The organism is Actinokineospora sp. NPDC004072 (assembly GCF_053604195.1).
Genome location: NZ_JBSGHB010000023.1, coordinates 42312 through 62026 on the forward strand (window position 1 = coordinate 42312; position 19715 = coordinate 62026).

Sequence of the window (19715 nt, forward strand, 5' to 3'; positions counted from 1 at the left end):
TCAGCGCAACTGCGCCAGGCGGGCGCGCAGGGCGGGGATCAGCACCCGGTCGGCGGGCAGCCAGGGCACGGTGTCGAGGGTGTGCTCGGTTAGCCAGGCCAGCGCCTGGTGGTCGTTCGGGCGGGGTGTGCCGTGCGGGGCGTGGGCGGTGTAGAGGCGCAGGACGAGGTCGTCGGCCAGCACCACGTCCGGCCCGACCGTCCCGTTGGGCAGCACCTCGATCCCCAGCTCCTCCCGGCACTCCCGCCGCACGGCGTCCGCGTCGGACTCCCCCGGTTCGACGCGGCCGCCGGGGAACTCCCACAGCCCCGCGGCCTCCGGCGGGTACGCCCGCTGCTGCGCGAGCACCTGCCCATCCCGCAGCACCGCCGTCCCCACCACGACCCTGGCCTCGGCCAGCACAGCAGCCCGATGCGCGATCCGGGCCATCAGCTCATGCGCCCACGCCCTCGGCCCGCGCACGGCCACGCTCAACTCCGTGTCCCCATCCACCGCCACAACCCCGACATCCACCGCCACCAACGCCCGCCCGACCGGCACCGCCCGCAACCCATCAGCATCGAGATGGACGACGCGCAACCGGTGCCCGCCTATGTGCACGTCCTCCCCGGGCACGAGCAACCGCCCGCCCCCGCACGCCCCCAGGACCTCGGTCTCCGTCAACGCGGCAGCAACGGCCCTCGGCGGCAGCGGTATCCGCATGCGGGCATGATGCCCCCACCGTCCACCTCATACACATCCAGCACCCCCCACTCCACCACCCGGCCCACCCCCACACGCCAACCGGCCTAACCACCCGACCCGCCCGAACCGGCCACCACCTCATCCCACCAAACTCGACCAACCCCCGAACCGCCCACTCCAACCACCAGCATCGCCCTACGCGATCGACCCACCACTCCTCTCAGGCAGTCACTCCCACAGCCGTCCCCTCACTGCCTGCTCCGCCCCACCCACCAGCACCAACGCGCCGCCACGAACCACAAACAACCACCCGCCGCACCGCTCACCCCATCGCCCACCAGCTCGCCCCCGCCCTCTCTCCCAACCGCTCCACCCAACAACCCGCCCACACGCTCTGCTCCACCCCAACCAACACCGCCCATCGCGCTACCACCGGTCGCAAGCAACCACCCACCACACTGCTCAACCCCTTCGTCCAGCCCCCTGCCGTGCCCACTCCACTCGCACCACCGAGCGCCCAACCCACCCACCACCTCAGCCGCGCCCAACCCCCGCCCGCGCCCGATCGCCCCCTGCCGCCGCCCGATCTCCCATCCCCGCCACCGCGGCGCGCGCGATCAAGCCACCCGCCAGACGACCTGGAACCGCGCGCCGCCCTCCGGGGACTCCGCCACCCCCACCACTCCCCCGCGCCTGCGCACGACCTCCGCCACCAGCGCCAGCCCCAGCCCGGTGCCGCCGCTGCTGCGCGCCCGGTCGTCCTGCACGCGGTAGAAGCGGTCGAAGACGCGCTGGCGGTGCTCGGCCTCGATGCCGTGCCCGTCGTCGTCCACGACCAGCCGCCCGGTGCGGTTGCCCGGCAGCACCGTCACCGTCACATGCGCCCGCGCGTACCGGAAAGCGTTGCGCAGCAGGTTGTCCAGCACAAGCTCCACTTCGGACGGAGCGGCCGAGACCCAGCACGGCGCTGGCGGCAGGTGCAGTTGGACGGTCGGCCCGTCCTCCGGGCAGCGCCGCACCGCGGCAGCGGCGGCCGCGGCGAGGTCGACCGGCTCGGCGGGGGGCAGTTCGCCCGCGTCCGAGCGGGCCAGGGTCAGCAGGCCGTCGACCAGCACCGACAGGCGCTGGGACTCGTGCACGACCTCCGCGAGCACCTCCTGCGCCAGGTCCGGGTCCGGGTGCGCCACCGCCACCTCGGCCTGCACGCGGATCGACGCCACCGGGGAGCGCAGCTCGTGGGCCGCGTCGCCGGTGAAGCGGCGCAGCCGGTCGGTGGCCTCGTCGCGGCGGGTGAGCAGGCCGTTGAGGGCGCTGGCCAGGCCGCGGATCTCATCGTCGGCCTCCGGCAGCGGCAGCCGTCGACCCGGGCCAAGCCGCCCGGCCGCCCGGCGCATCCGCTCCACCGGCCGCATCGCCGAGCGCACGGTCAGCCAGGTCGCCAGCGCGACCGCAGCCGACACCAGCCCGGCCGCGAGCAGCAGCCAGCGCAGCGCCTCGTCATCGGCGCTGTGGTACCCGACCAGCCCCGTCCCGACGACCACGAGCCGCTGGCTGCCGTCGGGCGCGGTGACGACCGTGCCCAGCCACCGCGTCGGCGGCCGGTCCCCGCGGCGCAGCACCGGCGTCGCAGCCTTCAGCACGCGCACGTCGGCCGGTCCCAGCTGCGGCGGCGGGCGGCCGTCGACCGGCGTTCCCGCCGTGTCCAGCACCCGGACCTGCGTGTTCGGGGCCTCCGTCGGCGCCGCGCCCGCGGCCACCGCGGCGACGGCCCCGCCGAGCACCGACGTCAGCTCCTTGTCCGCGGCGCGGACCAGCACGGACCCGGCCAGCTTGCTGGTCAGCCCGGCCACCCCGACCAGCACGACCAGGGCGGCCACGGTGGCGACCGCGGTGATGCGGGAGCGGATCGTGCGCCGCAGCCACAGCCCGCGCAGCCGGTTCACCGCGGCCGGGCGGGATCGAGCGCCGCGTCGATCTCCCCGGTCGAGGCCAGGTAGCCGTGGCCGCGGACGGTGCGGACGATGCCGCCCGCGCCCACGGCGTCGAGCTTGCGGCGCAGGTAGCCGACGTAGACCTCCACCGCGTTGCGGGTGGCGGCCTGCTCGTCGCCCCAGACCGCGCGCAGCAGGTCGTCCTTGGTGACCACCGACCCCGCGCGCCCGGCCAGCGCGTCGAGCACGGCGAACTCGCGCGGGCTCAGCGCGACCGGCTCGCCTGCGAACCGGACGGTCCTGGTCGCGCGGTCGACCTCCAGCTCGCCCAGCCGCAGCACCCGCGCGCCGCCCTCGTCGGCCCCGCGGCGCAGCATCGCGCGCACCTGGGCGACCAGCACCACGAAGGAGAACGGCTTGACCAGGTAGCCGTCGGCGCCGAGGTCGAGGCCGTCGGCCTGGTCGATCTCGCCGTCCTTGGCCGAGACCAGCAGCACCGGGCTGCGCACGCCCTCGGCCCGCAGCTTCTCCAGCACCCGGTAGCCCGACAGCCCCGGCAGCATGATGTCGAGCAGGATCACGTCGAACGCGCCGGTCAGCGCGGCGCGCAGGGCGCTCGGGCCGTCCGCGGCCACGGCGACGTCCATCCCCTCCGCGGTGAGCCCGCGCTGCAGCGCCCGGCGCACGCCAGGCTCGTCGTCGACCACCAGGACCCGAGGCTTCACGCCTGCCATCATGGCGGGTCGGCCGAGATCCCCGCCGCGGCTCTCAGCGCCTTCTCAGCGTCGCGGCCGCTCTCAGCGCCATCTCAGCAGCCCGGGTGCACTCTCGGAATCGCGGGAACAACCACACCCGGAAACAGGGGAGATCGAAACGATGGACAGGAAACGGACCGCGCTGGGGATCGCCGCGGTGGGCACCGCGACGGGGGTCGTCGGCCTCGTCCTGCTGGCGACGCCCGCGGGCGCCGGGGAGGCGCCGCCCGCGCTCCCGGCGACCACCCCGGAGGCGCTGGTGCAGTCGGTGCTCGACGCCGAGGTGCCCGCGCTGTCGGGCACGGTCGAGCTGACCAACAACCTCGGCCTGCCGATCCCGGGCGTGCCGACCGGCGACGGCCGCGCGGCCCGGGTGTTCACCGACGGCGACGGCCGGTTCCGGGTGTCGCTGGAGGGCGACAGCTCGGGCGAGCGCACCATCGTCGGCGACGGGGCCAACACCTGGGTGTGGGACAGCAAGGACCGCAGCGTGATCCGCTTCGGGGGGATGGACCACGCCGCGGTGCCGCAGGGCGAGCTGACCAACCCGGCCGCCGCGTCCCGCCAGCTCGTCGAGCTGATGCGCAAGGACAGCACCATCACCATCGACGGCACGGCCCGGGTGGCCGACCGGCCGGTGTACCAGCTGGTGCTCACGCCCAAGCCGACCGAGCGCACGCTGCTGCGCGAGATCCGCGTCTCCGTCGACGAGGCGACCCGGCTGCCGCTGCGGCTGGAGGTGCTGGCCAACGGCCAGGCCGAGCCCGCCGTCAGCGTCGGCTTCGCCGACTTCGACCCGGGCGCGCAGGACCCGGCGCTGTTCCAGTTCACCCCGCCCGCGGGCGCGAAGGTGACCGAGGGCACCTCGGCTCCCCAGCACGTGGAGGGCAACGCCCTGCTCGACGGCGTCGACCTCCGGGTCGTCGGCGAGGGCTGGGACACGGTGCTGGTCGGTCAGGTGCCGCCGCAGCTGATGACCACCCCGGTCCCCGCCGAGGGCGACGGCGAGCCCGTCGACGCGACCGGTCTGATGCGCCAGCTGGGCACCGAGGTGACGGGTTCCTTCGGCACCGGCTACGCCATCACCACCAAGGTCGGCACCGCGCTGATCACCACCGATGGCCGGGTCGCGCTGGGCGCCGTGCCCCAGCAGGTCCTCACCGAGGCCCTGACCAAGTAGGCCCCCTGGAGGTCGGCGTGGCAGGCAGAACCGCCTGCCGCGTCGGCCTCCACTCCCGCGGCGACCGGGCAGGTCCCGGCCCGCACGACCCGAGGCATGCTGATGACCATCGAACAGCACGTCCACGACCGCCGTCGCCCGACTGACCCGCGCGCGACGAAGTGACCGGGAGGTCCACCATGGTTCCGGCGGCACGAACGCAGGGGCTGCGCAAGGTTTACCGGGGGACGGTGGCCGTCGACCACGTCGACCTCGAAGTCCCCACCGGCTCCGTGATGGGGATGCTCGGGCCGAACGGCTCGGGGAAGACCACCACCATCCGGATGCTGCTCGGCCTCGTCGAGCCCACGGCGGGGGAGGTCGAGCTGCTGGGGCAGCGGCTGCCGGAGGGGGCGGCGCGGGCGCTGCCCGAGGTGGGGGCGCTGGTCGAGGGGCCGGGGTTCCACCCCTTCCTCTCCGGCCGGGAGAACCTGCTGCGGATGGGGGCCGCCGAGCCCGCGCTGGCCACGCGGGCCATCCCGGCCGCGGTGGGCGAGGCGCTGGAGCGGGTCGGGCTGGCCGGGGCGGCCGACCGCCGGTACAAGGGCTACTCGCTGGGGATGAAGCAGCGGCTGGGGCTGGCCGCCGCCCTGCTGGCCCCCCGGCGGTTCGTCATCCTCGACGAGCCGACCAACGGGCTCGACCCGGCGGGCACCCGGGACGTGCGGGCGGTCATCGCCGACCTGCACGCGGGCGGGACCACCGTGCTGGTCTCCTCCCACCTGCTCGCCGAGGTCGAGGCGACCTGCACGCACGTCGCGGTCCTGCACCAGGGCGCGGTCGTGGCCCAGGGCGAGCTGGGCAGCCTGCTCGACGCCGACGGCGCGGGGCTGCTGGTGTCCACCCCGGAGGTCACCCGGGCCGTGGACGCCTTGCGCGACAACCGCATCCCGGCCCGGGCCGTCCCGGACGGCATCCTCGCCGACCTCACCACCACGACCGCGCCCGCCGTGGTCGAGACGCTGGTCCGCGCGGGCGTGCCCGTGCACGAGGTGCGCAGGCAGCGCACCGGCCTGGAAGACCTCTTCGCCCGCCTCACCGAGCCGGGCGCCACCGACTCCCTCGACGAGGAACTGGCCATGATCGGAGACGTGCGATGACCGCGATCGCCGCGCCGCTCCCGCGCACCAAGGCGCCGCTCGGGCGGCTGCTGCGCTCGGAGCTGCGGATGATGCTGCGCCGCCCGCGCACCCTGGTCGGCCTCGGCCTGCTGGCGTCGGTGCCGGTGATCGCCGGTATCGCCATCCGCATCGCGGCCGACGGCGAGGGACCGGTCGGCGAGGGGCTGTCCACGCTCATCGAGGGCAACGGCCTGATGCTGCCGATCTTCGCCCTCCTCGCCGCGCTGACCATGCTGCTGCCGCTGGTCGGCGCCACCCTGGCCGCCGACGCGCTGGCGGGCGAGTCCACCCACGGCACGCTGCGGTCGCTGCTGGTGGCGCCGGTCGGGCGGGCCAGGCTGCTGGCGATCAAGGCGTTCGGGGTGGCCACGGTGACCTTGCTGGCCTGCCTGCTGATGGCGGTCACCGGCACGATCACCGGGATGGTCCTGCTCGGCGGCGACGGCCTGCTGACCATGTCGGCGACCCGCCTGCCGTTCCTCGACGGCCTGGGCCGGGTGCTGCTGGCCACGGTGCTGGTGGCCATCCAGATCTGGGGGATCGCCGCGGTCGGCCTGGCGGTGTCGGCGTGGACCGACCACCCCCTGATCGTCCTGTCAGTCGCGCTCGGCCTGCTCATCGTCTCGGGCGTCCTCAGCGCCATCCCCGCCCTCGACTGGCTCGACCCGGTCCTGATCACCACCGGCTGGCAGTCGATCGGCGAGGTGGCCCGCGACCCCCTCCCCTGGGACACCCTCGGCGAAGGCGCCCTCCGGGCAGGCTGCTACATCCTGATCGGCTACTCCCTAGCCCTCTCCCGAATGCTCAGCCGCGACGGCTGACCCCACCACGGCGACCCCCGCCGCATCCAGCACCAGCTCAACCTCCTCCCCCACCACCGGCACCCCAGCCACCTCGGCAACCGCATCCACGTGCCGCCCCACATCAACCACCAACCGCACGTGGTCGTGCCGATGCACCCGCCCCACCACCCGCCCCCGAACCCCCTGCGCAGCCTCATCCGCGCCTCCAGGGGTAGCCGGAGCGGTACCCAACCCCCACCCGTCCAGCGGACTGGGGGCACCGCCCTTCTCCCGCGAGCCACCGAACCCCGCTCCCTCGCCCCCACCCGGGCGACCAGCCGGACCACCTGCCCGACCAGCCCGACCGCCCTCGCCGCCCACCGGACCGCCCTCGCCGCCCACCGGACCGCCCTCGCCGCCCACCGGGCCGCCCTCGTCGTCCAGCGGACCGGAAGCACCGGCACCGCGAGAGCTGCCCTCTGCCCCGGCCGGCGCAGTGGGGAACTCGTCTGCGATCCGGGCGGAACCATCGGCTGCCGCGGCGTGACTGTCGGAGGCAGGGGCGGGGTGGTCGGGGGTGGGGGTGGTGGCGCGGAGGGCTGCGGGCCGGAGGGCTACCTGGACCTGACCGTCGGGGAGGGGGTGGGGGATGGTGCCGAATTCGCAGGTGAGCAAGCCCCCCGCGACGGTGCCAGGAATGAACGTGGTGCAGCCGAGGAAGCGGGCCGTGATTTCGTCGACCGGGTGTTGCCAGACCTCGGCCGGGTGGCCGACCTGGCTGATGCGGCCCGCGTTCATCACCGCGACGCGGTCGGCGAGGGTGAAGGCTTCGTCGTGGTCGTGGGTGACGACCAGGGCGGTGGTGCCTGCGGCGCGGAGGAGGGTGGCGAGGTCCATCGCCAGCTGCTCGCGCAGGGAGCGGTCCAGGGCGGAGAGGGGTTCGTCCAGGAGCAGGAGGCGGGGGCGGGGGGCCAGGGCGCGGGCGAGGGCGACGCGCTGCTGCTCGCCGCCGGACAGGGAGGCGACGCGGCGGGACTCGTAGCCCGCCAGGCCGACCAGGGACAGCAGCTCGGCGACCCGCTCGGGCGACTTCTCGCCCCGCATCCGCAGGCCGAAGGCCACATTGCCCGCGACATCCCGGTGCGGGAACAGCTGCCCGTCCTGGAACACCAGGCCGAAGCCGCGGCGGTGCACCGGCACATCCGCCAAGTCGGTCCCGTCCCAGCTCACCGTGCCGTCCGCGGGCTCCAGCCCCGCCACCGCCCGCAGCAGCGTCGACTTCCCGCAGCCGGAGGGCCCCAGCAGCGCCAGCACCTCGCCGTCGCCGATCGTCAAGTCCACATCGGACACGGCGGCGACCGCGCCGTAGCGCACGGTGAGACCGCAGACCTTCAGCACCAGCAACTCCCATCGCCAGCCACATCGGACCGAGCAGGCATCAGAACTCCCCCAGCTCGCCCGCGCGCAGGCGTTCCACGACCAGGACCACGGCGATGGTGACCACCATCAGCAGCGTGCACGAGGCGTACGCCATCTGGGCGTTCAGCTCCCCCGGCCGCGACACCAGCCTGCCGATCACCACCGGCAGCGTCGCGGTGTCCGGGCGGGCCAGGAAGCTGGTCGCGCCGAACTCGCCGAGGGCCACGACGTAGCCGAAGCCCGCGGCCGCCAGCAGCGAGCGGCCCGCCAGCGGCAGGTCGACCTCCCGCCACACCCGCCACGGGCCCGCGCCCAGGGTCGCCGCCGCCTGCCGCAGGCGCTCGTCGATCGATCGCAGCACCGGCAGGACGAGGCGGATCACCAGCGGGGTCACCACCAGGGCCTGGGCCAGCGGGACGAGGGCGGCCGAGGTGCGCAGGTCGCCGGGGAGGGCGTCCAGGGTGATCAGGTAGCCGAAGCCGACGGTCACCGCGGAGACGCCCAGCGGCAGCATCAGCGCGGTGTCGAGGGCGTCGATGAAGCGGGCCCGGCGCAGGGAGATCAGCGCCACCGCCGCGCTCACCCCGAGCACCAGCGCCAGCAGCGTGGCGTCCGTCGCGGTGCGCAGCGAGTTGAGGGCGGCCTCCCAGCCGGTGACCGACAGCGACCCGGCGTGCCCGGTGCCCGCCAGCGCCTTGTACCCGGCGAACCCGCCCTCGACCGAGCGCGCCACCAGCGAGGCGATCGGGACGATCAGCACGGCCACCACCGCGTACGCGGCCGCGACGACCCACCACTCGCCGCCGACCGGGCGCCGCGCGCTCTCCACCCGGGCGCGCAGCTTCAGCGCCGCCTCCCGCTTGCGCCGCGCCCGCGCGCCCAGGACCAGCACGGCGACCACGGCCGACACCTGAAGCAGCGACAGCGCGCTCGCGCCCGGCAGGTCGAGCAGCTCGACCGTGCGCAGGTAGATCTCGGTCTCCAGGGTCCGGTACCGGGCCCCGCCCAGCAGCAGCACGACGCCGAAGCTGGTCGCGCAGAACAGGAACACCACGGCTGCGGCCGAGCCCAGCGCCGGGGTCAGCGCGGGCAGCGTCACCGACCGGAACGTGCGCCACCGGGACGCGCCCAGCGACCGCGCGGCGTCCTCGGCCCGCCGGTCCAGGTGCGCCCACAGCCCGCCCACCGTCCGCGCCACCACCGCGACGTTGAAGAAGGCGTTCGCCAGCACGATCGACCAGAAGCCGCCGCCGAGCAGCGCGCGGAACGCCAGCCCGACCACGACCGTCGGCAGCACGAACGGCACCAGCACCAGCGCCCGGACCACCGCCATCCCCGGCAGCGCGACCCGGGCCAGCAGGAACGCGACCGGCAGGCCCGCCACCACCGCGACCGCGGTCGCCGCCGCCGCCTGCCCGAGGGTGAACCCGACGACCCGCCAGGTCGCCGGGTCCCCGAGCACGTCGAGCGCGGCGGCGTCCAGTCCGAGCCGGACGATCGCGGCCACCGGCCAGACGAAGAACACCGCCAGGAACGCCAGCGGCGCCAGCCCCAGCAGGGCGGGCCCCGCCCACGTCCGACCGCGCCTCACCACGGCCCCACCCGAGCCGCGGTCATCCCTGCACGGCGGTGCGCCACTGCTCGATCCACGCCTCGCGGTTGGCCTGGATGTCCGCGGCGGGCAGGGTGGCCGGGTCCGGCGGCAGCGGGGCCGCCTGCTGCCAGGACGCGGGCAGCTCGACGTCCTCGCGCGCCGGGTAGACGTACATCTGCTCGGGGACGGTGCGCTGGAACTCCGGGGACAGCAGCAGGTCCACGACCTTGCCCGCGTCGCCGGGGTTCTTCGCGTTCGCCAGGACGCCCGCGTACTCGACCTGGCGGAAGCAGGTGTCGAGGACGGCCTTGGTGCGCGGCTTGCCGTCCTCGCCGATCTCCGCCGACGGCGAGGAGGCGTACGACACCACGATCGGGCGCGGCCCCTTGCCCGAGGAGCCGGAGAACTCCTGGGTGTAGGCCTCCTCCCACCCGCTGACGACGAGCACGCCGTTGGCGCGCAGCTTCGACCAGTACTCGGTCCACCCGTCGCCGAACTCGGCGATCGTGCCCAGGACGAAGGCCAGGCCGGGCGAGGAGGTCGCCGGGTCCTCCACGACCAGCAGGTCCTTGTAGCGCGGGTCGGCCAGGTCGGCGTAGCCTGCCGGGACCGGCAGGTCGCGGGCGGCCAGCGCCGCGATGTCGACGTTGACGCACACGTCGCCCACGTCGACCGCGGTCAGCCTGCCGGTGTCGTCGATGGCGTAGCGCTGGGGGCCGCTGGCCGCGGCGGGCGAGCGGTGCTCGGCGAAGACGCCCTCGGCCAGCGCGCGGGAGGCGAAGGTGTTGTCGACGCCGAAGGCGACGTCGCCCAGCGGGCTGGCCTTGGTGAGCACGAGCTGGTTGGTCAGCGCCCCCGCGTCGCCGCTCTTGCGCACCTCGACGCGGATGCCCGTGTCGGCGGTGAAGGCGTCGAACACCGCCTGGTCGTAGGCGAACGAGTCGTGGGTGACCAGCACCACGGTGCGGTCCCCCGGGGTCTCACCGCCCCCGCTGAGCGAGCACCCCGCCAGCAGCACCGCGGCCGCGGCGATCGCGATTCGACGCATGGACATCCTCCTCGGGCGTGCGCGCCACGAGGACCTCCCTGCGCAGGCATGACCCTGATCAGGTGTGACGGTCGAGGGCTCCCCGCCCTCCTCTCAGCCCGGCGCACCGGACTCCCGTGGCAGCGTCGAGCGTACGCCCCGCGGTCGGGCCAGGATGGAGGCCATGGCTGAACTGCTGAACGAGACCGAGGTGGGCAAGGCGCTGGGCGTGCTGACGTCGTGGCGGCTCGACGACGGCGCGCTGGTGCGGGAGGTGGAGCTGGCGTCGTTCCCGGAGGCGATCCAGGTGGTCAACCGGGTCGCCGAGATCGCCGAGAACGACAACCACCACCCCGACATCGACATCCGCTGGCGGCGGCTGACCTTCCGCTGCACGACGCACTCGGTGAACGGGCTCACCCGCAACGACGTGGACCTCGCCCAGGAGATCGACGGCGTGATCGAGGCGATGGGCGGGGCCGGGTAGCGCGGGTCAGCTCCGGAACGGGCCGGTGATCTCGTAGGTGATCCCGCTGCCCGAAGCGCCGCGCTGGGAGGAGAAGTAGAGCCGATCGCCAGCCGGGGTGAACGCAGGCCCGGTGATCTCCGAGCTGGACTGCCCGGTGACCTGCAGGAACGGCGCGACGACCCCGCCGGGGGTGATCACGCAGATCTCCATGTTCCCGCCGTCCTCGGCGACGAACAGGTCGCCGTTGGCCGCGCCGGTGACGTTGTCGACCCCGGTCAGCGGGGCCGTCCCGCTGACCAGGGAGTCGTCGTAGGTCAAGGCGATGGTCGAGGTCGTGGCGTCGTAGGCCCAGACCCGGTTGTCGCCCTTGGTGGTGAACCAGCAGGTGCCGCCCGCGTAGTAGCAGCCCTCACCGCCGTTGAACCGCTTCGCGCCCGGCACCTGGTTGCGGGTGGCGGTGGGGCTGCCGTCGGGATCGGGCACGGTCGCCCAGGTCACCGGCCCGCTGGTGGCGCTGGTGGCGCCCTTCATCACCTGCAGGGTGCCGCTGGACAGGTCGCCCCAGGTGGTCGGGCGGAAGCGGTAGAAGCAGCCGTCGCTGACGTCCTCGGTCATGTAGACGTAGCGGTGGTCGGCGTCGACGGCGCAGGCCTCATGCTTGAAGCGGCCCATCGCCGGGCGCACGACGGCGGCGGCCACGCCCCAGGGGTCGGTCTCGTGGACCCGGCCGGTCGAGACCTCCTCGCAGGACAGCCACGTGTTCCACGGGGTCGCCCCGCCTGCGCAGTTGACGTCGGTCCCCGACAGCGTGCGGTAGGCGTCGACGATCTGGCCCTGCGCGTCGAACTTGATCGCCCCGACGCCGCCGGTGCCCGCGACCTCGCTGTTGGACACGTAGATCCACCCGCCGCCGTCGGCGAAGACGGCCCCGCCGTCCGGCGCGGGGTGCCAGGTGTAGCCCGTCCCGGCCACCCGCTGCCCGGACCGGGCCACGACCCGGCTGCTGAACCCGGCGGGCAGCCTGATCCCGTTGGCGTCGGCCGCCTGAAGCGGGCCGTAGGGGCTGGGGCCGGGCTGCGCCCCCGCCGCGAACGCCTGGCTCCACGACGCCCCGCCGAACGCCGCCGATGCTGCCCCGACCACCGCTACCCGCAAGAAGTTGCGCCGTTCCATGACACTCCGATCACGTCACCGTGCGTGTGGGTACCGCGTGGGGAACGTAACCGGGGAGCATGATCCTCTTCGGACCGCGGGATGACGTCAGGCCGTCGCGCCGACGAGCAGGTGGTGAACGGTGACGTTCTCGTCCTGCTGGCGCAGCGCCTCGCGGTGGGCGAGTTCGAGCGCCTTCTTGGCCGAGGGCGCGAACGGGATGTTCGCCTGCTGCGCCTCGCCGCGCTCGGGCAGGGCCTGCTCCGCGCCCGCCCGCAGTTCGTCGGCGTCCGGGCGCCCGCTCAGCTCGGGGTCGGCGAGCAGAGCGAGCACGATGTGCGCGGGCTCGATCGCCGCGTGCCCGCGCTCCCGGGCGGCTTCCTGGGCCCCGATCAGCGCCGCCCGCGCGCCGTCGGTGTAGCGCTGGAAGATCCGCAGGTCGGCCTCCGGCGACTCCGGCTGCTGCGGCACGAACCGCTTCTGCGCCGCCTGCTTGGTCACCCCCATGCTGGCCCCGATCTCCGACCACGACGCCCCCGAGCGCCGCGCCCGGTCCACGAAGTGCCCGATGAGGTGGTCGGCGACCTCCTCCATGTGCTGCCCGAGCAGCACGGCGGCGGACAGCCGCGAGAGGTCGTCGTTGTGCTGGCTCTCGACGACCGCGATGAGGTCGTCGAGCCGAGGAGTTGCGTTCGTCATGGCGTCAACTCTAGGTTGACGCTCCTCGTTCGTCAACCTTGGGTTGACGCTAATTCGGTGTACCAGCCCTCCCGGACCACGCAAGATGGCCGCATGAGCCTGGCCACCCCGACGCTCCACACCGCCCGCCTGCGCCTGCGCCCCTTCGCCGAGACCGACGCACCTGCCCTCTACACCTTGCACAGCAACACCACCGTGATGCGCTACTGGGACTCCCCACCGTGGGCGGACCCGGCCCACGCGCAGCGCTTCCTGAAGACCTGCCAGACGATGGCGGACGAGGGCACCGGCATCCGCCTCGCCATCGACCGCACCGCCGACGACACCTTCATCGGCTGGTGCGTCTTCGCCGGCTGGGACCCCACCAACCGCCGCGCCACCCTCGGCTACTGCTTCGACGAGTCCACCTGGGGCAACGGCTACGCCACCGAAGCCGCCCGCGCCCTGCTCGGCTGGGCCTTCGACACCCTCCCCCTCAACCGCGTCCAAGCCGAAACCGACACCCGCAACCTGGCCTCCGCCCGAGTCCTGCAAAAGATCGGCTTCATCCGCGAAGGCACCCTGCGGGAGGAATGCATCGTCAACGACGAGATCTCCGACACCTGGGTATTCGGCTTGCTCAGGCGGGACTGGGAATCCGAGCCCACCGGCTGAACACCCCGATCAGGGGCGTCGCGCCGTCACGTCGTACTCGAACAGCGCCTTGTTGCTGTTCCGTTTGCGGATCACCTCGACCTCGACGCCGGCGTAGCCGAGTTCCCGCAACATGGCCGCGTACCACTCGTGGGCCGGGACCTCGTGCTTGTAGAACGTCGAATTGCCGATGATGTACGACACCCGCCCTCCCGGCTTCACCTGAGGGGTGATCGCCTGGAAGTGCAGCCACATGTCGTGGTGGTACTTGTGCACGTAGGTGGCCAGCAGGGGACCGTTCTTGCCGCCGTCCTGGCGGATGCGGTCGCAGACGGCGGACATGGCGTCGTCGACCGGCGTCGCGGTCACCGGGGTCCACGAGTTGAGCTTGCTCGTCGCGGTCCCCCACGTGCCCCCGATCGCCAGCCAGTCGAGGTCGCCCGCGTCGCTGGCCTGGTCGAGGTACCGCAGCCAGTACATGTACGGGCGCAGCTCGCGGATGTACGACATCCGGTTGACGTACGGCGGGGACGTCAGCACGAAGTCGGCCGGGGCGAGGTCCTTCACCCCACTCCGCGAGTCGCCGCGGAGCACCGTCGCCGAACCGGCCAGGTCGTAGCGCGCCGATTCCATGAGCGTTGCGACCTCGGACCGGCCCGTCGTGGCCGTCCACGGCCAGCCGCAGCGCCTTCAGCGCGTGCAGCGCCCCGGGCGACCACCACTTCTCGATCTTGAACAGGCCGGGCTGCCAGAGGTCGGCGTCCGCATCGTGGCGCCGGGCTTCGGCCACCACCGCGCGCGCGGCTTCCGCCGTGGCCCGCAGCACGGCCTCCGGGTAGTTCCTCGTCTTCACCGTGCCGAGCCAGATGAGGAACGGGTTGATGTCGACGCTCTGGCCGACGAGCCCCAGCTCGGCGGCGGCCAGCGGCGTCGTGCCGGTGCCGGAGAACGGGTCGGTGACCACCGACCCCGCGGGGAGGTCGGCGAGCCGCTCGCGCACCAGGCGCACCCCGTACGCAGGCGTCAAGCGCAACCAGCCGTGCCTGCCCGCACCCATGTTCGCGCGGAAGGTCAGGTGCTCGTTCCGCATGCCTGCCGTCCTGGCGACGGTCGTCACCGCGCCTCCAGGAGAGCCCGGAGGATGTCCTCCGTGCCTGCGCGCAGCGCGGGCGTGCTGCGCTCGAAGAACGCGGCGAGGTCGTACCCGATGATCTGGTCGAGGAAGTCGAACGTGCTGCGCAGCGGGTCGCCCCGCCCCACGGTGCCCATGAGCACCGACCAGTTCCCGGTCGTGTAGCGGGCGTGGACGACCTCGTTGATCTGCGTGGACATGATGGCCAGCACGGGGAGGAACCCGTGGCCGAGGGCTTGGGCCGCATTGGCGAGGTCGCCGTTCTGGCGCTTGCTGTCAGCCGACTTGTAGCCCTGCCGCACCTGGTCCTGGACACCGTGGGCGGCGTGCCGACGTGCCGCGGCGCACCATCACATCGTGCCTCCGACGCTCAGACGTTGAAGCGGAACTCCACCACGTCGCCGTCGGCCATGATGTAGTCCTTGCCCTCCATGCGGACCTTGCCCGCGGAGCGGGCTGCGGCCATGGAGCCTGCTTCGACCAGGTCGTCGAAGGAGACGACTTCGGCTTTGATGAAGCCGCGTTCGAAGTCGGTGTGGATGACGCCTGCGGCTTGGGGGGCGGTGGCGCCCTGGGGGATGGTCCAGGCGCGGGCTTCCTTGGGGCCTGCGGTGAGGTAGGTCTGCAGGCCGAGGGTGTGGAAGCCGGCGCGGGCCAGGGCGTGCAGGCCGGGTTCGGCCTGGCCGACGGATTCGAGGAGTTCGCGGCGGGATTCCTCGTCCAGCTCCAGCAGCTCGGCCTCGACCTTGGCGTCGAGGAAGACCGCGTCGGCCGGGGCGACGAGCATGGTCAGCTCGGCGCGGCGCTCCGGGGAGGTCAGGACGGCCTCGTCGGCGTTGAAGACGTAGAGGAACGGCTTGGCCGTGAGCAGGTGCAGCTCGCGCAGCAGCGGCAGGTCGACCTCGCCGGAGGCGGCGAACAGGGTCCGGCCGCCGTCGAGGACCTCCTTGGCGCGGGTGGCGGCCTCGAAGGCGGGGCGGGCGTCCTTGCGGGTGCGCGCCTCCTTCTCCAGGCGCGTGATGGCCCGGTCGACGGTCTGCAGGTCGGCCAGGATCAGCTCGGTGTTGATGGTCTCGATGTCGGCCAGCGGGTCGACCGCGCCGTCGACGTGGATCACGTCCGGGTCGTCGAAGACGCGGATGACCTGGCAGATCGCGTTGGCCTCGCGGATGTTGGCGAGGAACTGGTTGCCCAGGCCCGCCCCCTCGGACGCGCCGCGCACGATGCCGGCGATGTCGACGAAGGACACCGTCGCGGGCACGGTCCGGGCGCTGCCGAACACCTGGGCGAGCTTGTCCAGCCTCGGGTCGGGCAGCGGGACGACGCCGACGTTGGGCTCGATGGTGGCGAACGGGTAGTTCGCGGCGAGCACGTCGTTGTTCGTCAGGGCGTTGAAGAGGGTGGACTTGCCGACGTTCGGCAGGCCGACGATCCCGAGGGTCAAACTCACGCCCGGCAGTCTACGGAGCCCCCCGACCGCCCCCACGCAGGCATGACCTGGCACGCCGGGTGCGGACGCCCGGGGGAAACCGGCAGAGAACCGGCACTGTCAAGGCCTGCGGGTGTCCGAATAGTTACCAACACTATTGCCAGTTTTCGTCACGCTCTGCCACGTGTCGTAGAGCGTAGGCATGCAGAAGAGCGACCATCTGCTAGGTAACACGAGGTTCACATTCGGCGATACGAGCACCCTCTGTGCTGATCAGCCCATATTCGGTGGACAGGATTAGCCCGGATGGACGCTAGTCACCAGGTCACCTGCAAACAACACTCCGTGAGCGCCCTGCTGTCATCCGCCCTACCGGACCGACCAGGCATGCATTCAGCTCACCCGCTGAGGAAGAAGGACGTGGGATGACTCAACCCGAACGGCGACGGCGTGGCCGTCTCGCCATCGGCTTGGCGTTCACCACGGCTATCGCCAGTGCCATGCTGTCGATGCCGAACGCCGCCGCCGCCGCGCCCGCCCAGGGCGCCGCGGATGAAGGACCTGGACTCGGCAAGCACGACCAGGAGCTGCTCGCCAAGGCCGAGCAGGCAGGCGAGAAGACCGTCAAGGTCCTGATCGCGACGGACAAGGGCGCGGGGGACGCGGCCGTCGCCGAGCTGGTCCGCAACGGCGCCGAGATCGAGTACCGCGCCGACGAGATCGGCTACGTGCGCGCCGAGGTGCCCGTCGGCAAGGTCAAGAAGATCGCCAGCCTGCCCGGGGTCGACGCCCTGGACATCAGCGAGACGATCGCCCTGCCCGACCCGCGGCCGGAGGGCGTGCAGGACCCGTCGCCGCAGCCCGCGCCCGGGCCGTCGACCCCGCGGGTCAACCCGTACATGCCGACCGGCGACATCGGCTCGGCCCAGTTCGTCAACGAGCACCCGACCTGGGACGGCCGCGGCACGACGATCGCCATCGTCGACTCCGGCGTCGACCTGGACCACCCGTCGCTGAAGACGACCACCACCGGCGAGCGGAAGATCACCGACTGGGTGACCTCCACCGACCCGGGCTTCACCAACGGCGTCAACAACGACGACGACCCGACCTGGCTGCTGATGGACCGCACGGTCCCCGGCGCCCAGCTGGGCCTGCCCGGCGAGGGCGACCTCGCCTACGCCGAGTTCGACGAGCGCGACCCGCGCCTGGGCGGTGAGCTGGGCAACGACCTCAACCGCGACGGCAACCCGGCGGGCAGCAGCGGGATCTTCGGCGTCGCCTGGAACAAGTCCACCGACACCATGTGGCTGGACACCGACCAGGACGGCAGCATGGCCGACGAGAAGGCCATGCAGAACTACAAGGTGCGCTACGACGTCGGCACCGTCGGCAAGGACAACCCGGCGACCCCCGTCCGCGAGCTGATGACCTTCGTCATGCAGAGCTCGCCGTCGACCAACTCGGTCAACGTCGGCATCGTCTCCGGCGCGCACGGCAGCCACGTCGCGGGCATCACCGCGGCGAACCGGATGTTCGGCGGCACCATGACCGGCGCGGCGCCCGGCGCCAAGCTGGTCTCGGTGCGGGTCTGCCTGTTCGTCACCGGCTGCACCTCCTACGCCCTGCTCGAGGGCATGATCTACGCGGCGCAGAACTCCGACGTGATCAACATGTCGATCGGCGGCCTGCCCGCGCTCAACGACGCGAACAACGCGCGCGCCGAGCTGTACGACCGGCTGATCGACGAGTACGGCGTGCAGATGTTCATCTCCGCGGGCAACTCCGGCGCGGGCATGAACACCGTCGGCGACCCGTCCGTCGCCACCAAGGTGCTGTCGGTGGGCTCCTACATCACCCGCGACACCTGGCGGCGCAACTACGGCTCCGACATGGCCGTCAGCGAGTCGCTGCACGGCTTCTCCTCGCGCGGCCCGCGTGAGGACGGCGGCTTCAAGCCGCAGATCATCGCCCCGGGTTCGGCCATCTCCACCGTCCCCACCTGGCAGCTGGGCGGCCCGGTCCCGGGCACCTACGCGCTGCCGCCGGGCTACGCGATGCTCAACGGCACCTCGATGGCCTCCCCGCAGGCCGCTGGCGCCGCCGCGCTGCTGCTGAGCGCGGCCAAGGCCAAGGGCATCTCCGCCGAGCCGCACCAGCTGCGCAAGGCGTTCATGTCCTCCACCCGGTTCGTCCAGGGCCTGCAGGCCTACGAGCAGGGCACCGGCCTGGTCGACGTCCGCAAGGCGTGGAACGTCCTCAAGTCCAACCCGAGCGAGACCGTGATCACCGCGTCGGTGCCGGTGAACACCGTCCTGGCGCAGTTCCTGGCCACCCCGGGCGTCGGCGTGGGCATCCACGACCGCGAGGGCGTGAAGGCGGGCGACCGCTACACCCGCCAGTACACCTTCACCCGGACCACCGGCCCGGACCACCCGGTCACCTACCAGGTGAAGTGGATCGGCAACGACGGCACCTTCAGCTCGCCGAAGACGGTCCTGCTGCGCAAGAACCACGCCACCAAGTTCACGGTGACGATCAACCCGCGCTCGGCGGGCGCGCACTCGGCCGTGCTGGCGCTGGACACCCCGACGACCGCGGGTGTCGAGCTGCACACGATGAACACCGTCGTGGCGGCCGACGAGTTCACCGCGGCCAACGGCTTCACCGTCCGCAAGGGCGGCCAGATCGGCCGCAACGAGGTCGACCAGCACTTCTTCCGGGTCCCCGCGGGCGCTCCGGCGTTCAAGGTGGACATGGTCGGCGGCGGCAGCGCCCCGGGCGCCGGGCAGATCCGCTTCCTGCGGTTCCACCCCTACGGCGTCGGCGTGGAGAGCAACAACTCGCTGACCTGCTACTACCCGCCGGTCGCCGGTGGGTCCTGCCCGGGCAGCCCGACCAGCCGCACGGTGAGCAACCCGCAGCCGGGCGTCTGGGAGGTCGTGGTCGAGGCGCGTCGGACCTCCGACGTGCAGCGCGCGAACTACTCGATCACCGCGTCGGTGCTGGGCGCGTCCGTCTCCCCGAACCCCGACGTCATCGAGTCGGTGCAGACGGGCGTGGCGGTCGAGCGGACCTACACGCTGAAGAACCTGTTCGGCCAGTTCACCGGCCGCGCGACCGGCACCCCGCTGGGCAGCGCGCTGCGTGAGCAGAAGACCATCGCCGACCAGGAGAACCAGCAGTTCCTGGTGAACGTCAGCCCGGGCTCGACCGAGCTGCGCGCCAAGATCGGCAACACCGCCGACGTCGCGGCCGACCTCGACCTCGCGGTCTTCGACTGCACGTCGGGCAGCTGCGTGCTGGCGGGCCAGACCGCCGACGGCGACTCCGAGGAAGAGGTCATCATCGCGAACCCGGCCGCTGGCGCCTGGATCGTGCTGGTGCAGGCGTACGCGGTGCCCGCGGGCACCACGACCTACGACTACCTCGACGTCTTCACCAACCCGGCCCTGGGCTCGGTCACGGTGAACGACACCGACGCCCCGCACGCGGGCGGCGCGCAGTGGACCGCGAAGGCCACCGTGGTGGCCAACGCCGGTCCGGGCGCGGGCCGGGTGCTCCTGGGCGCGGTCCAGGTGCGCACGGACGAGAACGTGCTGGTCGGCTCGGGCGACGTGGTCGTCAAGGCCGTGTCGTAGCGAGCAGTTGACGCGAGGGGGTCGGTCC

16 protein-coding genes and 1 pseudogene are annotated in these 19715 nt (G+C 72.8%); 6 read left to right on the forward strand and 11 right to left on the reverse strand.

Translation table 11 applies throughout. The features are described 5' to 3' along the window. The 3 genes from ACWEPX_RS28455 to ACWEPX_RS28465 all read right to left on the reverse strand — a co-directional run bounded on the left by ACWEPX_RS28455 (position 1) and on the right by ACWEPX_RS28465 (position 3352). The gene (locus tag ACWEPX_RS28455) at positions 1 to 702 is read right to left on the reverse strand and encodes a (deoxy)nucleoside triphosphate pyrophosphohydrolase (protein WP_451900327.1); all 702 of its coding nucleotides are present in this window, start codon (positions 700 to 702) and stop codon (positions 1 to 3) included. Positions 703 to 1301: 599 nt separating this feature from the next. Beyond that, a complete protein-coding gene (locus ACWEPX_RS28460; protein WP_451900328.1) occupies positions 1302 to 2627 on the reverse strand; it encodes a sensor histidine kinase in 1326 nt (441 codons plus the stop codon). Then, the gene (locus tag ACWEPX_RS28465) at positions 2624 to 3352 is read right to left on the reverse strand and encodes a response regulator transcription factor (RefSeq protein ID WP_451900329.1); all 729 of its coding nucleotides are present in this window, start codon (positions 3350 to 3352) and stop codon (positions 2624 to 2626) included. Before ACWEPX_RS28465 ends, ACWEPX_RS28460 begins: the two co-directional genes overlap by 4 nt. 139 nt (positions 3353 to 3491) lie before the next feature. Here ACWEPX_RS28465 and ACWEPX_RS28470 point away from each other — a divergent pair, with 139 nt between their 5' ends. The 3 genes from ACWEPX_RS28470 (at position 3492) to ACWEPX_RS28480 (ending at position 6531) form a co-directional block, all read left to right on the forward strand. After that, positions 3492 to 4550, forward strand: a complete 1059-nt coding sequence (locus ACWEPX_RS28470) for an outer membrane lipoprotein carrier protein LolA (protein WP_451900330.1) — start codon at positions 3492 to 3494, stop codon at positions 4548 to 4550. Positions 4551 to 4729: 179 nt separating this feature from the next. Next, entirely contained in the window at positions 4730 to 5689 is a 960-nt protein-coding gene (locus tag ACWEPX_RS28475) for an ABC transporter ATP-binding protein (RefSeq protein WP_451900331.1), read from the forward strand. Then, positions 5686 to 6531, forward strand: coding sequence for an ABC transporter permease (locus ACWEPX_RS28480; protein ID WP_451900332.1), 846 nt, complete (start codon positions 5686 to 5688; stop codon positions 6529 to 6531). The genes ACWEPX_RS28475 and ACWEPX_RS28480 overlap by 4 nt, the downstream gene beginning before the upstream one ends. Positions 6532 to 7080: 549 nt before the next feature. Here ACWEPX_RS28480 and ACWEPX_RS28485 read toward each other — a convergent pair. The 3 genes and pseudogenes from ACWEPX_RS28485 to ACWEPX_RS28495 all read right to left on the reverse strand — a co-directional run. Then, positions 7081 to 7890, reverse strand: a pseudogene (locus tag ACWEPX_RS28485) (ABC transporter ATP-binding protein); the annotation flags it as partial. A gap of 40 nt (positions 7891 to 7930) precedes the next feature. Then, entirely contained in the window at positions 7931 to 9505 is a 1575-nt protein-coding gene (locus ACWEPX_RS28490; RefSeq protein WP_451900333.1) for an ABC transporter permease, read from the reverse strand. Positions 9506 to 9524: 19 nt separating this feature from the next. Further along, positions 9525 to 10559 (reverse strand): thiamine ABC transporter substrate-binding protein, encoded by a 1035-nt coding sequence (locus ACWEPX_RS28495; RefSeq protein ID WP_451900334.1) that lies wholly within the window; start codon positions 10557 to 10559, stop codon positions 9525 to 9527. 157 nt (positions 10560 to 10716) lie between these two features. Between ACWEPX_RS28495 and ACWEPX_RS28500 the strand changes: the two genes are divergently transcribed. Next, positions 10717 to 11019: a 4a-hydroxytetrahydrobiopterin dehydratase gene (locus ACWEPX_RS28500; protein ID WP_451900335.1), complete on the forward strand. Its 303-nt coding sequence runs from the start codon at positions 10717 to 10719 to the stop codon at positions 11017 to 11019. Between the two features lie 6 nt (positions 11020 to 11025). On the opposite strand, the gene ACWEPX_RS28505 is transcribed toward ACWEPX_RS28500, so the two are convergent. Together ACWEPX_RS28505 and ACWEPX_RS28510 are read right to left on the reverse strand one after the other, a co-directional pair. Then, entirely contained in the window at positions 11026 to 12174 is a 1149-nt protein-coding gene (locus ACWEPX_RS28505; protein WP_451900336.1) for an alkaline phosphatase PhoX, read from the reverse strand. 87 nt (positions 12175 to 12261) lie between these two features. After that, positions 12262 to 12852 (reverse strand): Clp protease N-terminal domain-containing protein, encoded by a 591-nt coding sequence (locus ACWEPX_RS28510; protein WP_451900337.1) that lies wholly within the window; start codon positions 12850 to 12852, stop codon positions 12262 to 12264. A gap of 93 nt (positions 12853 to 12945) precedes the next feature. Between ACWEPX_RS28510 and ACWEPX_RS28515 the strand changes: the two genes are divergently transcribed. After that, positions 12946 to 13506 carry a GNAT family N-acetyltransferase gene (locus ACWEPX_RS28515; protein ID WP_451900338.1) on the forward strand — a complete coding sequence of 187 codons (561 nt, stop codon included), beginning with the start codon at positions 12946 to 12948 and terminating at the stop codon, positions 13504 to 13506. A 9-nt stretch (positions 13507 to 13515) separates the two neighbouring features. On the opposite strand, the gene ACWEPX_RS28520 is transcribed toward ACWEPX_RS28515, so the two are convergent. From ACWEPX_RS28520 to ychF, 3 genes are all read right to left on the reverse strand, one after another. Continuing rightward, entirely contained in the window at positions 13516 to 14118 is a 603-nt protein-coding gene (locus ACWEPX_RS28520; RefSeq protein WP_451900339.1) for a hypothetical protein, read from the reverse strand. A gap of 480 nt (positions 14119 to 14598) precedes the next feature. Beyond that, a complete protein-coding gene (locus ACWEPX_RS28525) occupies positions 14599 to 14919 on the reverse strand; it encodes a hypothetical protein (protein ID WP_451900340.1) in 321 nt (106 codons plus the stop codon). 68 nt (positions 14920 to 14987) lie between these two features. Then, positions 14988 to 16067 (reverse strand): redox-regulated ATPase YchF, encoded by a 1080-nt coding sequence (gene ychF, locus ACWEPX_RS28530; RefSeq protein ID WP_451900341.1) that lies wholly within the window; start codon positions 16065 to 16067, stop codon positions 14988 to 14990. 488 nt (positions 16068 to 16555) lie between these two features. On the opposite strand from ychF, the gene ACWEPX_RS28535 reads away from it, so the two are divergent. Then, complete coding sequence (locus ACWEPX_RS28535) at positions 16556 to 19687, forward strand: S8 family serine peptidase (RefSeq protein ID WP_451900342.1); 3132 nt, start codon at positions 16556 to 16558, stop codon at positions 19685 to 19687. Positions 19688 to 19715 lie beyond the last annotated feature (28 nt).

Bases quoted from the DNA above. Each gene is read 5' to 3' on its own strand.
- ACWEPX_RS28505 (WP_451900336.1), bottom strand. From the start codon at position 12,174: ATGGAACGGCGCAACTTCTTGCGGGTAGCGGTGGTCGGGGCAGCATCG.
- ACWEPX_RS28515 (WP_451900338.1), top strand. From the start codon at position 12,946: ATGAGCCTGGCCACCCCGACGCTCCACACCGCCCGCCTGCGCCTGCGC.
- ACWEPX_RS28475 (WP_451900331.1), top strand. From the start codon at position 4,730: ATGGTTCCGGCGGCACGAACGCAGGGGCTGCGCAAGGTTTACCGGGGG.
- ACWEPX_RS28495 (WP_451900334.1), bottom strand. From the start codon at position 10,559: ATGTCCATGCGTCGAATCGCGATCGCCGCGGCCGCGGTGCTGCTGGCG.
- ACWEPX_RS28510 (WP_451900337.1), bottom strand. From the start codon at position 12,852: ATGACGAACGCAACTCCTCGGCTCGACGACCTCATCGCGGTCGTCGAG.
- ACWEPX_RS28470 (WP_451900330.1), top strand. From the start codon at position 3,492: ATGGACAGGAAACGGACCGCGCTGGGGATCGCCGCGGTGGGCACCGCG.
- ACWEPX_RS28480 (WP_451900332.1), top strand. From the start codon at position 5,686: ATGACCGCGATCGCCGCGCCGCTCCCGCGCACCAAGGCGCCGCTCGGG.
- ACWEPX_RS28500 (WP_451900335.1), top strand. From the start codon at position 10,717: ATGGCTGAACTGCTGAACGAGACCGAGGTGGGCAAGGCGCTGGGCGTG.
- ACWEPX_RS28535 (WP_451900342.1), top strand. From the start codon at position 16,556: ATGCCGAACGCCGCCGCCGCCGCGCCCGCCCAGGGCGCCGCGGATGAA.
- ACWEPX_RS28455 (WP_451900327.1), bottom strand. From the start codon at position 702: ATGCGGATACCGCTGCCGCCGAGGGCCGTTGCTGCCGCGTTGACGGAG.
- ACWEPX_RS28465 (WP_451900329.1), bottom strand. From the start codon at position 3,352: ATGATGGCAGGCGTGAAGCCTCGGGTCCTGGTGGTCGACGACGAGCCT.
- ACWEPX_RS28520 (WP_451900339.1), bottom strand. From the start codon at position 14,118: ATGGAATCGGCGCGCTACGACCTGGCCGGTTCGGCGACGGTGCTCCGC.